This is a genomic window from Polaribacter sp. PL03 (assembly GCF_033875165.1).
Taxonomy (GTDB): domain Bacteria; phylum Bacteroidota; class Bacteroidia; order Flavobacteriales; family Flavobacteriaceae; genus Polaribacter.
Window position 1 is genome coordinate 301,984 of record NZ_JAWZSV010000005.1, and the last position, 15,584, is coordinate 317,567.

Annotated in this window: 12 protein-coding genes; 2 read left to right on the plus strand and 10 right to left on the minus strand. The window is 30.4% G+C overall.

Annotation, left to right across the window (positions count from 1 at the left end; translation table 11 throughout):
- Nucleotides 1-71 precede the first annotated feature (71 nt).
- The gene (locus SHK09_RS12560; protein WP_319811132.1) at nt 72-1,250 is read left to right on the plus strand and encodes an AIR synthase related protein; all 1,179 of its coding nucleotides are present in this window, start codon (nt 72-74) and stop codon (nt 1,248-1,250) included.
- Nucleotides 1,251-1,392: 142 nt separating this feature from the next.
- Here SHK09_RS12560 and SHK09_RS12565 read toward each other — a convergent pair whose 3' ends face one another.
- The gene (locus tag SHK09_RS12565; protein ID WP_319811133.1) at nt 1,393-1,707 is read right to left on the minus strand and encodes a hypothetical protein; all 315 of its coding nucleotides are present in this window, start codon (nt 1,705-1,707) and stop codon (nt 1,393-1,395) included.
- A 234-nt stretch (nt 1,708-1,941) separates the two neighbouring features.
- On the opposite strand from SHK09_RS12565, the gene prfA reads away from it, so the two are divergent.
- Nucleotides 1,942-3,018, plus strand: coding sequence for a peptide chain release factor 1 (gene prfA, locus SHK09_RS12570; protein ID WP_319811134.1), 1,077 nt, complete (start codon nt 1,942-1,944; stop codon nt 3,016-3,018).
- A 514-nt stretch (nt 3,019-3,532) separates the two neighbouring features.
- Here prfA and SHK09_RS12575 read toward each other — a convergent pair.
- The 9 genes from SHK09_RS12575 to thrS form a co-directional block, all read right to left on the minus strand.
- On the minus strand, nt 3,533-5,938 hold the full coding sequence (locus tag SHK09_RS12575; RefSeq protein WP_319811135.1) for a glycoside hydrolase family 31 protein: 2,406 nt from the start codon (nt 5,936-5,938) through the stop codon (nt 3,533-3,535).
- Between the two features lie 272 nt (nt 5,939-6,210).
- The gene (gene glgB, locus SHK09_RS12580) at nt 6,211-8,118 is read right to left on the minus strand and encodes a 1,4-alpha-glucan branching protein GlgB (protein WP_319811136.1); all 1,908 of its coding nucleotides are present in this window, start codon (nt 8,116-8,118) and stop codon (nt 6,211-6,213) included.
- 31 nt (nt 8,119-8,149) lie between these two features.
- Nucleotides 8,150-9,412, minus strand: coding sequence for a glucose-1-phosphate adenylyltransferase (locus SHK09_RS12585; protein ID WP_319811137.1), 1,263 nt, complete (start codon nt 9,410-9,412; stop codon nt 8,150-8,152).
- A 2-nt stretch (nt 9,413-9,414) separates the two neighbouring features.
- Complete coding sequence (locus SHK09_RS12590; RefSeq protein ID WP_319811138.1) at nt 9,415-10,812, minus strand: glycogen/starch synthase; 1,398 nt, start codon at nt 10,810-10,812, stop codon at nt 9,415-9,417.
- 142 nt (nt 10,813-10,954) lie between these two features.
- The gene (locus tag SHK09_RS12595; RefSeq protein ID WP_319811139.1) at nt 10,955-11,542 is read right to left on the minus strand and encodes a hypothetical protein; all 588 of its coding nucleotides are present in this window, start codon (nt 11,540-11,542) and stop codon (nt 10,955-10,957) included.
- A gap of 96 nt (nt 11,543-11,638) precedes the next feature.
- Nucleotides 11,639-11,983, minus strand: coding sequence for a 50S ribosomal protein L20 (gene rplT, locus SHK09_RS12600; RefSeq protein ID WP_068450935.1), 345 nt, complete (start codon nt 11,981-11,983; stop codon nt 11,639-11,641).
- A 94-nt stretch (nt 11,984-12,077) separates the two neighbouring features.
- Nucleotides 12,078-12,275 (minus strand): 50S ribosomal protein L35, encoded by a 198-nt coding sequence (gene rpmI, locus SHK09_RS12605; RefSeq protein WP_100946252.1) that lies wholly within the window; start codon nt 12,273-12,275, stop codon nt 12,078-12,080.
- Nucleotides 12,276-12,308: 33 nt separating this feature from the next.
- Nucleotides 12,309-12,827 carry a translation initiation factor IF-3 gene (gene infC / locus SHK09_RS12610; protein WP_319811143.1) on the minus strand — a complete coding sequence of 173 codons (519 nt, stop codon included), beginning with the start codon at nt 12,825-12,827 and terminating at the stop codon, nt 12,309-12,311.
- Nucleotides 12,828-12,946: 119 nt separating this feature from the next.
- On the minus strand, nt 12,947-14,887 hold the full coding sequence (thrS, locus tag SHK09_RS12615) for a threonine--tRNA ligase (protein WP_319811140.1): 1,941 nt from the start codon (nt 14,885-14,887) through the stop codon (nt 12,947-12,949).
- Nucleotides 14,888-15,584 lie beyond the last annotated feature (697 nt).

Below are 15,584 nucleotides of genomic sequence, written 5' to 3' on the forward strand. Positions count from 1 at the left end.
AAAAATCATTTGGTTTTTTTATGATGGCAAACAAAAGAAAGTTAAATTTGCAGCAACTACAACACAACAAAATGAGTCAAGAAGTTTCTAAAAGATATGCCCAAAGAGGTGTTTCTGCATCTAAAGAAGATGTACACAATGCAATTAAGAATATAGACAAAGGTTTGTTTCCAAAAGCATTCTGTAAAATTGTACCAGATTATTTAACAAATGATGAAGATTATTGTTTAATAATGCATGCAGACGGAGCAGGAACAAAGTCTTCTTTAGCTTACATGTACTGGAAAGAAACTGGCGATATTTCTGTTTGGAAAGGGATTGCACAAGATGCATTAATTATGAATATTGATGATCTTTTATGTGTTGGTGCAACAGATAACATTATGTTATCTTCTACTATTGGTAGAAATAAAAGTAAAATTCCTGGCGAAGTTTTATCTGCAATTATAAACGGAACAGAAGAATTAATAAAAGATTTAAAAGGTTTTGGTGTTACTATTCATTCAACTGGTGGCGAAACTGCCGATGTGGGCGATTTAGTTCGTACAATTATTGTAGACTCTACAGTAACTGCAAGAATGAAGCGTACAGATGTTGTTGATAATGCAAACATTAAAGCAGGTGATGTAATTGTTGGTTTAGAATCTTTTGGACAAGCAAGTTATGAAACTGAATATAATGGAGGAATGGGATCTAACGGATTAACATCTGCAAGACACGACGTTTTTCATAAATATTTAGCAGAAAAATATCCAGAAAGTTTTGATGCTGCTGTTCCTGAAGACTTGGTGTATTCTGGTAATACTAAATTAACAGATAAAGTAGAAAATTCTCCTATCGATGCAGGTAAATTAGTATTGTCTCCAACAAGAACGTATGCGCCAATAATTAAAGAAATTTTATCGAAATTTAATTCAGAAACAGTTCACGGAATGATTCATTGTTCTGGTGGTGCTCAGACTAAAATTTTACACTTTATAGATGAATTACATATTATAAAAGATAATATGTTTCCAATTCCACCATTATTTAAGCTAATACAAGAGCAATCTAAAACAGATTGGAAAGAAATGTACCAAGTTTTTAATTGTGGCCATAGAATGGAAATTTATGTATCTCCAGAAGTTGCACAAGATATTATAGCAATTTCTAAATCTTTTAATGTAGATGCAAAAATAGTTGGTAGCGTAGAGGCTTCAGAAACTAAAAAACTTACCATTAAAAGTGAGTTTGGTGTTTTTGAATATTAGAAAAAAACGAAATAACTTAAAATATAAATAAGATTAAAAACTCCAAATACTTTTAAAGTAATTGGAGTTTTTTTTATTTTAATAGATCTATTATATCTTGTCTTCAAGTAATTTTAAAATTTATGTTTCGAAGTTTCTTTTATTATAAAAACTTAGTATTATATCGTTCAAAAATAAATTCAATACTAAAGTCTGTATTAGAAACTTTTGCTTTTAACTGTTCATTTTCTAAATAATATTTTATTTTTTTCGGGAATTTATTTTTGGTTTTTTCAGAAACAAAAGAGGTGTCAGTTTGTTTTGTAAAAGTAAAAAATGTTGGTTTTTCATTAACATCATTAACATCATTAACTTCTAAGTATAATGTATCATTTTTCTGAATAATTTTCATTTTTTCAAAAAAAGTAGTGTCCGTTCCTTTTAATGTTAAACCAACACCAGATAAATCTTTTGCCAAGTTTTATAGGTTGTAAGACTATCTTTATTATTAACACGAACCCATTCTCCCAATAAAAAAGTAGGCTTTTTAAGTTTTGCTTTTTAAGAGCTACAAGAAAAAAATAATAAACAAGAGCAAATTATTAAAAAGCGTTTCATAAGTTTTAGTTAGATTTCTTCAAATATACTCAAAACGAAACATTTAACTTTCCGATAAAAATTGTAAATTCGCAATCCAAGAAAAGAGTAGAAGATGTTAGATAAATTAAGAATTGTAAAGCAACGTTACGATGAGGTTTCTGATTTGATCATTCAACCAGAAGTTATCATGGATCAGAAGCGTTATGCGCAATTGATGAAAGAATATAAAGATTTAGGTAGTGTTGTTGAAAAAGGTGATGAATATCAGGCCTTAACAAACAATATAGAAGAGGCAAAAGAAATTCTTGCAGATGGTTCTGACGCAGAAATGAACGAGATGGCGAAGATGGAAATTGACGATGCCAATACTAGAATACCTCAATTAGAAGAAGAAATAAAGTTTTTATTAATACCTAAAGATCCAGAAGATTCTAAGAATGCTGTTGTAGAATTACGTGCAGGAGCAGGAGGAGATGAAGCTAGTATCTTTGCTGGAGATTTGTTTAGAATGTATTCTAAATATTGCGAAAGTAGAGGTTGGAAAGTTTCTACGGTAGATTATTCTGAAGGAACTAATGGTGGGTTTAAAGAAATTCAGTTTGAAGTTACTGGAAATGATGTCTACGGAATCTTAAAGTTTGAAGCTGGTGTGCACCGTGTACAGCGTGTACCACAGACAGAAACTCAAGGTCGTGTTCATACTTCAGCAGCTACATGTATGGTTTTTCCTGAAGCAGAAGAGTTTGATGTTGAGATTAACCCTAAAGAAGTAAGAATCGATTTTTTCTGTTCGTCAGGTCCTGGTGGTCAATCTGTAAATACAACGTATTCAGCAGTTCGTTTAACGCATATACCTACAGGTTTAGTAGCGCAATGTCAAGATCAAAAATCTCAACATAAAAATAAGGAAAAAGCTTTTAAAGTTTTACGTTCTCGTTTATATGATATGGAGTTGGCTAAAAAGAATGCAGAAGATGCCCTAAAACGTGGTTCTATGGTTTCTTCTGGAGATAGAAGTGCTAAGATTAGAACTTATAACTATGCTCAAGGTAGAGTTACAGATCATAGAATAGGTTTATCTCTATATGATTTACCTAACATCTTAAATGGAGATATTCAAAAAATTATAGATGAGTTAATGTTGGCAGAAAATACAGAAAAGTTAAAAAGTTTGAGCGACGGAATCTAAAAATTGTTTCTCTTACATAAATATAAAGCTTCAGATTTTTTTCTGAGGCTTTTTTTATTTGTGCTATTTCTTGTGTGATATAAATTAAAGCAACTTTTTAAGTAGAGCGTTTTTAATTTAAAAATATACATTATTATCATAGTCCTTAATTAATAGGAATAACAACTATTTTTATGATGAATAAAAAAATAGAGTTGGGTATCTATTATAGAAATTATTGTTATGATTTAATATAAAAATTAAAAGGAAGAGAAAATAATTTTAGAGAGTAACAAAAGTTAGTAAAAAAGAAAAGCGATTAAAGTTCTAAGGGGGGAAACTTTTAATCGCTTTTTTTAGTTAACAAATATGCTATTACTAAATCTTAATTAATTATACAATGTGGGGGAAATCAGATCTACTAACACTACAAATATATAGTAGATAAATTGATCTCACAATCCCTGAAAACAGTGTAATTTTAGTGACCCTGAATTCAGGGTCACCTATCCCTGAATTCAGGGATACGATACAATTATTTTCCAAACAAATGTAATTCTGTAAACTCCTTATTTATAGTGATAGCTTGAGTTTTAGAAGCATTTACATTTTCTAATTCTATTTCTACATTATCTATTTGAATAGAGGTAATTTCGAAAGGCAAATTATGAAATACAATTCTAAACTTGCTATAGTCGGCATTAAAGTCTCCACGTTTGTGTTGTTGTAGAATTAATTCCTCTTTTTTACCTGTTACTTTAAAGGTGCGTAAACTAAATCTTCCTTTTTTATAATCATACCCATCATGAGCATCATCATATAGTTTTGAAGTTTCTTTACCTTCCTTATAGTAAACATCTAAAGTAATTTCATCAAATTTCTTTTCACCAACATATTGTTGAACAGGATATTTAGGAATTATAGCACCTTCTTTAATAAACATAGGCATACTGTCTAGCTCTGCATCTACCCAAACCTCTTTTCCTCCTTCAACTACTTCGTCTGTCCAGAAATTGTACCATTTACCTTTAGGAACATACATTCTTCTTCCTTTGGCATTTGGTTCTTGTATTGGGCAAACTAAAATTTGCTCACCATAAACAAATTCATCACTTCTATAATGTGTTGCGGTATCTTCTTGATCATATAGAACTAAAGATTTTAAGATTGGTGTTCCGTCATTTATATATTTCCAAAAAGCGGTGTATAAATAAGGTAACAATTGGTATCTTAATTCTACAAATTTTCTTACTATATCTGTAATTTCTTCACCAAAAACCCAAGGTTCTTGATCTCCATGATCTCCCGAAGAATGCACTCTACAAAATGCATGAAAAACTCCTAATTGAATCCAACGAGCAAATAACTCTCCTTGTGGTTGTTCTGCAAAACCACCAATATCAGAACCTGCAAAAGAAAAACCAGACATCGCCATTCTTTGTGCTTGGTTATTAGCTATTGCTAAATGTTCCCAAGTTGCAACGTTATCTCCCATCCAAGTAGAAGTGTAACGTTGTGCACCAGAATACGCAGATCTTGTAATTACAAAAGGTCTTTTAGGATATGCATATTTCTTTAAACCATGATATGTTGCACGTGCCATTTGTGTTCCATAAATATTATGTGCTTTTCTATGTGAACAAGGGTTTCCATCATAATCATGACGAACGTCGTCTGGGAAAGATTTGTTAGGAACATCCATTACCGCTGGTTCGTTCATATCATTCCACACACCTTTTACGCCAATATCTTCAATTAATTCTTTAAACAAACCAGACCACCATTCTCTAACTTCTGGTTTTGTATAATCTGGAAAATAACATTCTCCAGGCCAAACTTTTCCTTTCATGTATGGGCCATCTGCACGTTTACAAAAATAATCTTTTTCTAATCCTTCTTTAAAAACGTCATAATCTGCATCTATTTTAATTCCTGGATCTATAATAACAACGGTTTTAAAACCATCGTCCTCAAGTTCTTTTACCATCCTTTTTGGGTCAGGAAAGTATTTTTTATCCCAAGTAAAACAACGAAATCCATCCATATAATCAATATCTAAATAGATTGCATCACAAGGAATTTTTAAGTCTCTAAAGGTTTTTGTAACTTCTTTTACGTTACTTTCTGGGTAATAACTCCATTTACATTGATGAAAACCTAAAGCCCATAAAGGTGGTAATGCATGAGGTTTACCTGTTAAATCTGTGTAATTTTTAACAACGTCTTCCATTTTTGGTCCGTAGATGAAATAATAATTCATTTCTCCTCCTTGTGCCCAAAAACTAGTTACATTTCTTCTTTCATGTGCAAAATCGAAATGTGTTTTAAATGTATTATCAAAAAAGATTCCGTAAGATTTATTATCTTGTATTGCTGTGTAAAAAGGAATAGCTTTGTAAATAGGATCTGTATTTTTACCAAATGCATAAGAATCTGTTGCCCAGTTTTCAAAACGTTTACCCTTTAAGTTTACATCTACAGGTTTATCTCCTAAACCATAAAAACTTTCAGATTTCTGACAAGCTTTACTCATCTTTACAATATCTCCGCCATACTCATAACTTTCTTCCCAATGAAAACCTATCTCGTCTTCATTAATCAGTTTTAAATCGATAGCGTCAAATAAACTTACTTGTAAACTTAGTTTTTCTACTTTACAAATTAATTTAGAAGTTGTAATAATATAGTGTGTTTCGTCTTCTGTTACATCTAAAAAACTATATCCTCTACTTGCATGAATAGTAACTCCGTAAGAAAAATCGTTTTCAAACTTACCAGTTGTACTGTATCTAAAACGAATAACACTGTCTCTTACAACTGTAACCTGTAATACAACTCCGTTTTTTGTTGAAAAATGCAACGTATCTACATCTTTCTTATATTTTATTATTTCTGAAGGAAATAAATTCCCTTTTTGTTCTAATTCGGTATTAACAATCATAATTTTGGTTGTTTATTTTGACTTACAAAAATCGTTAAAGTTTCTAAAATAATGGTTTACAATGTTCTTTTTTTACGATAACGTATTCGTCTATTAGATACTAAAATATTACTTATTTGTTTAAAAATTAGGTAAATAAGATTTCTTTTGTAAAATGATAAAAGAATTTTTAAAGTCTTAAAAAGGAAGTCTTTTATTGTGAATTTTAAAATAAAAATCCTCTTTTATTATGATTCTAATAGCATCATAAAAAAGAGGATTTAGTATTCTTATTATTTGTATTTAAAGGCAAGCATACCTAATGGAGGTAGATTTAATTCTATTGAATTTACTCTACTATTCCATTCTTTTTTTTCTGAAATTAATAGTTTATTTTTAAAATTACCGGTTCCATTATATTTGGAAGCATCACTATTAAAAACTTCTTTTAATGTACCTGTTTTAGGTAAACCTATTCTATAGCTTTCTCTAGGTACGGGAGTTAAATTTAAAATAATAACTAAATTATCTTTTTCATTATCTCCTTTTCTAATATATGTCATTACACAATTCTCATGATCACCATGATCTATCCATTCAAAACCTTCATGTGAAAATTGTTTGTCGTGCAATGCAACTTCTTTCTTGTATAATTTATTTAAATCTTTTACTAAATTTTGAGCTCCTTTGTGAACCTTATAGTCTAGTAAATGCCAATCTAAACTACCATTAAAATTCCACTCACTTGTTTGTCCAAATTCAGCACCTTGAAACAATAACTTCGTTCCGGGATGTGTGTACATAAAACTATATAACAATCTTAAGTTTGCGAATTTTTGCCATTCATCTCCAGGCATTTTATTTACAATAGATTTCTTACCATAAACTACTTCATCATGAGAAAGAGGTAGCATAAAGTTTTCTGAGAAAGCATAATTTAAGCCAAATGTTAATTCGTCTTGATGATGTTTTCGATAAACCGTTTCTTTTTTGAAGTATCCTAGAGTATCATGCATCCAACCCATCATCCATTTCATTCCAAAACCTAATCCTCCAGAAAAAACAGGGCTAGATACTTGAGGAAAAGATGTAGATTCTTCTGCAATGGTTTGTACATCGGGGAAGTTTTTATAAACGGCTTCATTCATTTCTTTTATAAAAGAAATTGCTTCTAAATTTTCTCTACCTCCAAATTCATTTGGTTCCCATTCGCCATCTTTTCTAGAGTAATCTAAGAATAACATAGATGCTACTGCATCTACTCGTAGACCATCTGCATGATATTGTTCTAACCAAAATATGGCATTACTTATTAAAAAGGATTTTACTTCATTTCTACCATAGTTAAAGATAAGACTCTTCCAGTCTTGATGATATCCTTTTCTAGGATCTGGGTGTTCATATAAACTAGAACCATCAAAATTACCTAAACCATGAGCGTCTGATGGGAAGTGAGATGGCACCCAATCTAAAAGGACTCCAATACCATTTTCATGAAATTTATCAACTAAAAACTTAAATTCATCAGGATAACCAAAACGAGAAGTAGGAGCAAAGTAACCTGTTATTTGGTAACCCCAACTTGGGTCATACGGAAACTCCATTATAGGCATAAACTCTACATGTGTAAAATTCATTTCTTTAACATAACTTACAAGTTCATCAGCTAGTTCTGTATAACTCATAAACCTATTTTCTTCTACCTTTTGTTTCCAAGAACCTAAATGGACTTCATATACAGAATAAGGTGCATTTAAAGCATTTTGCTTTTTGCGTTCTTTCATCCATTTTTTATCTTTCCAAGAATAAGAATCTTCCCAAATTATAGAAGCAGTTTTTGGCGGATGTTCGCATCTACGTGCATAAGGATCAGCTTTTTCTGTTACAATATTGTTACTATTACTTTTTATTTTATATTTATAAGTATTGCCTTTTCCTGCAAAAGGAATAAAACCTTCCCAAATACCACTAGAATCCCACCTTACATTAAGTTGATGTTCTTCATCGTTCCAATAATTAAAATCTCCAACTACAGAGACTTCTTTAGCACTAGGTGCCCATACTGCAAAATAAGTACCTTCTATACCATCTTTTGTTGTAATGTGAGAACCAAATTTCTCATATAATTTGTAGTGTTTACCGGCCTTAAAAAGACTAATGTCGAAATCTGAAAATAAACTATGCGCTATAACTTTAGACATGTATTGGTTTTAAGTTGAAAATTAAATAGTTTTATATTACAGTTCCTTTAGGTATTATAGCACCTTTTTTAATAACTACAATACCATCTTTTACGAGGTACGTGTCTGTTTCTATATCTTTTAAATGTTTACCACCGTTAATTCTTGTATCGTCTCCAATTCTACCATTTTTATCAATAATACAATTGTTAATAAAGCATCTATCTCCAATGCCAATTTGGTTTTCTATATTCTTTTTCTTTATGTCAGCTAAAGATTCATAAAAATCATTACCCATCATATAGGTATTAGTTATAATAGTTTCTTTACCTATTCTAGAACGAATACCAATAACAGATTTTTCTATTTTTTCGGCATTTATAATACAACCATCTGCTATAATAGTTTTATTTAAAATTGTATTAGAAATTTTTGATGTGGGCAAAATTCGTGCTCTTGTATAAACTCTGTTTTCATCGTATAAATTAAATTTAGGGAGGTCATCTGTTAAACCTAGATTAGCTTCAAAGAAAGAATCTATATTTCCAATATCTGTCCAATAACCTTCATAAGGGTAACTCATTGTTTTGTGTTCTCCAATAGCCTGTGGTATTATTTCTTTACCAAAATCAATCGTATCGGGGTTTGCCATTAATTCTACCAATAAATCACGGTTAAAAATGTAAATCCCCATAGAAGCTAAATAGTTTCTACCTTCACTCTTCATTTCATCACTTACTTCAGAAGTCCAATCTGGTAACAACTCAGCAGCTGGTTTTTCTATAAATGAAGTAATTGTATTTTTATCATCTGTTTTTAAAAGACCAAAAGATGTTGCGTCTTTTGCATTTACAGGATAGGTTGCTATAGAAATTTTAGCACCACTTTCCTTATGTTTTTCAATCATGTCTTTAAAATCCATGTTGTACAACTGGTCACCAGACAATATTAATGCGTACTCAAAATCGTGTTGTAAAAAGTGATGCATACTTTGTCTTACTGCATCTGCAGTTCCTTGAAACCATTTGTCACTTTGCATTGTTTGTTCTGCAGCTAAAACATCTACAAAAGCAGAACTAAAAAAACTAAAATGATAAGTATTTTTGATATGTTGATTTAAAGAAGCTGAATTAAATTGTGTTAAAACATACATTCTTTTAATGTCTGAATTTATACAATTAGAAATTGGTATATCTACCAATCTATATTTTCCAGCAATTGGAACTGCAGGTTTAGACCTGTCTTTTGTTAATGGATACAATCTAGATCCTTGTCCTCCTCCTAAAATAATACCTAGTACTTTATCATTTATCATAATTAATTTTTTAAAGTTTTATATAAGTTTACATATTCTTGTGCAGAATTGCTCCAAGAGTGATTTATTGACATTATGTTTTTTAGATTTTCTTCAAATCCTTTGCTTTTGTAATATTTTGTCGCTTTTGTTATAGCAGTAGTTACATGTTCTACCGTAACTCCGTTATGAACAATACCAAAACCGTTATTACTATCAATATCTATAATGGTATCTTTTAAACCACCAATAGCGTTAACAACGGGTACTGTGCCATACCGTAAAGAATACATTTGATTTAAACCACACGGTTCAACTCGAGATGGCATTAAAAGAAAGTCTGCACCAGCATAAATAATATGTGCCAGCTTTTCATCATAACCAATAAATGTATTAAAGTTTTCTTTCGGTATTTTAGCAAGTTCTTCTTCAGTTTCTTTATGACCAGAACCTAATAGTAAAATAGAAATGTCATTCTCCTTTAACGCTGTTTTAAAAATTTCAGGAAATAAGTCAGCACCTTTTTCACCAACTAACCTTCCAATAAAAGTGAAAAGTGGTTTTTTAACATCTAAATTAAATTCTTTACAAAGAAATTCTTTGTTAGTTTTTTTGCCAGATTTAACTGTAGCTATAGAATAATTTTTCAGTAATTTTTTATCTGTTTCAGGATTCCAAACAGTCCAGTCGATACCATTTAGGATACCAACACATTTTGCACTTTCATCATTTAGTAAGTCTTCTAAACCATTTGCTTTCAACTTTAGTTCTTCCATATAAGAAGGAGAGACTGTTGTAACTTTCCAAGCACACTTTATTGCAGCTGCTAATGAGTTTATTTGACTACTCCAATCTAATAAGCCTACTTTTTCAAAGTTAAAAGGCGGAATTAGGTTTACATTATCATGAGAAAACCAGCCTTGGTATTGTGCATTATGAATTGTTAAGACTGTGGGTGTTTTTTTTAGAGATTCATACTTTAAACTATGAGACATCATAAAAGGAATTAACCCTGTATGATGATCGTGCGTATGAACAATATCTGGCTTTTCTTGTAAAGTTAAAATCCAGTCTAATGTAGCAATTTGAAAAGCTAAAAATCGTTTTGTATCATCATTAGAATAAACAAAGTCTTTGTAGAGTAAATCTGGTACATCTATGCAGTAAAGGTCAAAACCTAGTTTATTGTCAACTAGTTTAAGTACTTTAAAGTTAAAATATTCATGACCTAATGATGTGTAGTTTTCATGAATTGTTTCAAAGTTATTACCTTGTGTAAATTCATTATTATAAAAAGGCATTACAACATTACTTGTAGTGCCTAATTCTTTTTGATATTTAGGAAGTGCTCCAACAACATCTGCAAGTCCACCAACTTTTGCAATCGGAAAACATTCTGCACTTATATGTAGTATATTCAATTTTTATAATTTGATGGTTATTTTATAAAATTACAAAATATTTACTGACTAAAAGTACAGATACAAATTATTGATATAAGTTTAATATAAGCGTTGTTATGTTAAATAAAATTTATTCTTTTACAATAAAGAAGGTGTTTATTTAGGAATTTCTTTGTTTGTTAATCTCATCTTGCAATTCTCTCCTTAATTTTTGTTCTTTTTCAATTGTTTTTTTTCTATGTTGTTCATACTCATATTCAACATCAAGTAAATTACTTTTAGCTTCTTTTGTAAGAATATTGTTTTTAGAAAATTTAAAAATGAAATAAAGTAAGGCTAATAACAAGCCAAGAATAAGAGCCCATAAAATAAGGTTATAGGTTGTTTTATTTAACTGTAGGCCAAATAAAGAGATAGAATCTTCTTTTTGCACTGCTGCCTCTAAATCTAATTTAGTTTTATTAAGTGTCTCTTGTGTCTTTGCTATGTTTTGTCTTTCTATCTTAAGAAGGTTCTCTTTTTCTATAACTAATTTTTGAGAAGTTTTTAATGAATCTAAAACATTTTGTTTAAGTTGTAAGAATTTCTCCTTACCAATTACTTTGTATGATTGGTAGCTTGTAGATGTTCTATATATTTTATCAAACTGTCCGCTTAGTGAAGTATCCTCATTAACTGTTTCTGTTTCTTGTGCGAAAGAAATTGATACGAATAGAATTGCTGCAAAAGTTAATATATGTAATCTCATTTTTATAAAAATTTAATAGAAGTTTTAAAATAATAAAAGTAATAAAAAAACCCAAACGAAACGTTTGGGTTTTTATTATAAGCAAGTAATTTATATTTATTTAATTTTTTCTACAACTGCCTTAAAAGCGTCTGGGTTGTTAACAGCTAAATCAGCTAAAACCTTACGGTTTAATTCGATTTGGTTAGCTTTTACTTTTCCCATAAACTGAGAGTAAGACATTCCGTGTAAACGAGCTGCAGCGTTAATACGCACAATCCATAAAGAACGAAAGTTTCTCTTATTGTTTTTACGGTCACGGTATGCATAAAGCATTCCTTTTTCAACCGCATTTTTTGCTACTGTGTAAACGTTTTTTCTACGTCCAAAGTAACCTTTTGCTGCCTTCAAGATTTTTTTTCTTCTTTTTCTTGAGGCTACTGAATTTACTGATCTTGGCATAATTTCAATGTGTTTTGTAGTAGGCGATTCAATTAAGAATACTTTTTATTTTTTGCCTAACTCCATGGTTAATAATTAAATTCCCTTGTTAAACTTATTTCAAGTTTAACTGTTGCATAATGTTAGACTTATCCGATTTATGTACTAAACCGTCATGAGTTAACCTTAATTTACGTTTTTTAGACTTCTTTGTTAAGATGTGACTTTTAAACGCGTGCTTTCTTTTGATTTTTCCAGTACCAGTAACTTTAAATCGTTTTTTGGCGCTAGATTTGGTTTTCATTTTAGGCATCTCTCCTTCGTTTTTATCTTGCTTATAAGATTGTTATTTCACTTTTTTAGGAGCAATAAACATAATCATACGTTTACCCTCTAATTTTGGTAACTGTTCTACTTTACCATATTCTTCTAGTTCTTGGGCTAATTTTAATAATAAAATTTGTCCTTGTTCTTTAAAAATAATAGAACGTCCTTTAAAGAATACAAATGCTTTTAACTTAGCGCCTTCTTGTAAGAACTTAAGAGCATGCTTCTTTTTAAATTCATAATCATGCTCATCTGTTTGAGGTCCAAAACGAATTTCTTTAATAGTAACTTTCGTTGCTTTAGATTTTAAAGATTTTTCACGCTTCTTTTGCTCATACAAGAATTTCTTGTAATCGATAATTTTACAAACTGGTGGTTTAGCTTTTGGTGAAATCTCTACCAAATCTAATTCCAGTTCAACAGATAATTCTTTAGCTTTGTCTAAAGAATATACACCAACTTCTACATTATCGCCCACAAGACGAACTTCGTCAACATATTTTATTTTTTCATTAATCCTATGTTGATCTTCTTTGATTACTCTTAACGGCCTTCTCGACCTGCTTCTACGTATTGCTATGACCTATAAATTTAAATTATACATTAGTTGCATTACCAACCTTTTTATTTGTTTTTTTTGAAGGACTTCAAAATTAATTAAAATTTCTTCAATGTTTTACTTTCTTCTGCTTTAATTAAAGAAATAAATTCTTCAATTGTAAACGTACCAATATCACCTTCACCATGTCTTCTTACAGAAACTGTGCCATCTTGTTCTTCTTTCTCACCAACAATAACCATAAATGGTGTTTTGCTAATTTCTGCATCTCTAATCTTTCGACCAGTCTTCTCACTTCGGTTGTCTACCAGGGCGCGAATTTCGGAATTTTCTAACGATTTTAAAACTTTTTCTGAATATTTTTGATATTTATCACTGATTGGCAATAAGATAACCTGATCAGGAGTTAACCAAAGTGGGAAGTTTCCTCCCGTGTGTTCTAGCAATACCGCAATAAAACGCTCCATAGAACCAAATGGCGCTCTATGAATCATTACTGGTCTGTGTAATTGATTATCTGCTCCTTTATAGGTTAAATCGAAACGTTTTGGTAAATTATAGTCAACTTGTATCGTTCCAAGTTGCCAGCTTCTGCCTAAAGCGTCCTTCACCATAAAGTCTAATTTAGGACCATAAAAGGCAGCTTCACCTTCTTCAATTACAAAATTTAAACCTTTATCTGTTGCAGCGTTAATAATTGCTTGTTCTGCAGCATCCCAAGTTTCAGTGTCTCCTATATACTTGTCAGGGTTACTTTTATCTCTAATAGAAACCTGAGCAGTAAAATCTTCAAAACCTAAAGAACCAAAAACATATAAAACTAAATCTATAACATCTTTAAATTCTTGATCTAATTGTTCTGGTGTACAAAAAATATGTGCATCATCTTGCGTAAAACCTCTAACACGTGTTAAACCATGTAGTTCTCCACTTTGTTCGTATCTATAAACGGTTCCAAATTCAGCAAAACGTTTTGGTAAATCTTTATAAGAATAAGGTTTAAAGTTATAAACTTCACAGTGATGCGGGCAGTTCATAGGTTTTAATAAAAATTCCTCATCCATTTTAGGCGTTTTTATTGCCTGAAAACTATCTTCACCATATTTTTCATAATGCCCAGAAGTAACATATAATTCTTTCTGACCAATATGTGGCGTCATTACTTCTTCATAACCAGCTTTCTTTTGTGCTACCTTTAAGAAGTCTTGTAAACGATTACGTAAAGCTGCACCTTTTGGTAACCATAAAGGTAAACCGGCACCAACTTTCTGAGAAAAAGTAAACAACTCTAATTCTTTACCTAATTTTCTATGGTCACGTTTTTTAGCTTCTTCTAATAATTCTAAATATTCAGTTAGTAACTTTTGCTTCGGAAAACTAATCCCATAAACACGCGTTAACTGATTGTTCTTTTCGTCACCACGCCAATAAGCACCAGCAACACTCATTATTTTAATTGCTTTTATAATCCCCGTATTAGGTACATGGCCTCCTCTACATAAATCGGTAAAGTCGCTATGATCACAAAAAGTAATTTCTCCATCTGTTAAGTTCTCAATCAACTCAACTTTATATTCATTGTTTTCTCCTTTATATAAAGACAAAGCATCTGCTTTAGAAACAGATCTTATAGAGAATTCGTGTTTACCACGTGCAATCTCTAAAAATTTCTTTTCAATTGCAGGAAAATCTTTATCAGAGATAACGTCTTCACCTAAATCTACATCATAATAAAAACCATTATCAATAGCAGGTCCAATAGTTAATTTCGCTTTCGGATAAAAACTTAAAATAGCTTCAGCTAAAATATGAGCAGAAGAATGCCAAAAAGCTTTCTTTCCATCATCGTCATTAAATGTATATAAAGTTAAAGAACCATCCGTGGTTAATGGGGTAGTGGTTTCAACAGTTACGTCGTTAAAGTTTGCAGATATTACGTTTCTAGCAAACCCTTCACTAATGCTTTTTGCAACATCCATCGGAGTGCTATTTATTGCAAACTCCTTAATAGTTCCGTCAGGTAAAGTTATTTTAATCATTTAATGTCTAATATTTGAGAATGCAAAGATATTAGAAAACAATTTTTCACACAATATATATATGTACTTATTATAGCGGTATGTTTTTTATGGGTGTTCCTTTTTTTTATTCTTAGTTTACTTAACATTTTACATTATCTAAAGACAATTATTCAATTATAAATACTTTTAGTAAAAAAAAAGTCGGGCTTTCCACTATATCTTTTGTATCATACTTCACAAAAGGATGCCGTTTCAATCCCTAACACAGCTAATTTGCAAAGTTAAGTTCCTTTCAAAGTTTTCTATGTAATATCAATTAGTTAAATACATCTTATTTCTTTGCATTTAACGGTTATTATATAAGGTAAACATCTCAGGTTTTATATTTTGTTTTTTTTTACGAAATTAATTACTTAAAAATAAACTAGTTAGGTTTTGTGTTTTTTATATAAATACCCTATAATGTTCCATGAAATGCATTTTCATTGACTTTTGCGAGTTCAAACAAAATCTAAAAAAGCGTCTTTTATAATAAATGCAAAAAAAAACGGAGTTCTAACTAGTTCAAAACAATGAGTTTAATAATTAATTTAAAAATAAACTTCAAAAGATAGTTGTTAGATTAAAAATGAGTTGTAGTTTTGCACCCGCTAACAGCTATATTGTTTTGTTAGTTTCGTTCATTAAAATTTGTTTTTAGATCTTTATCAACTTT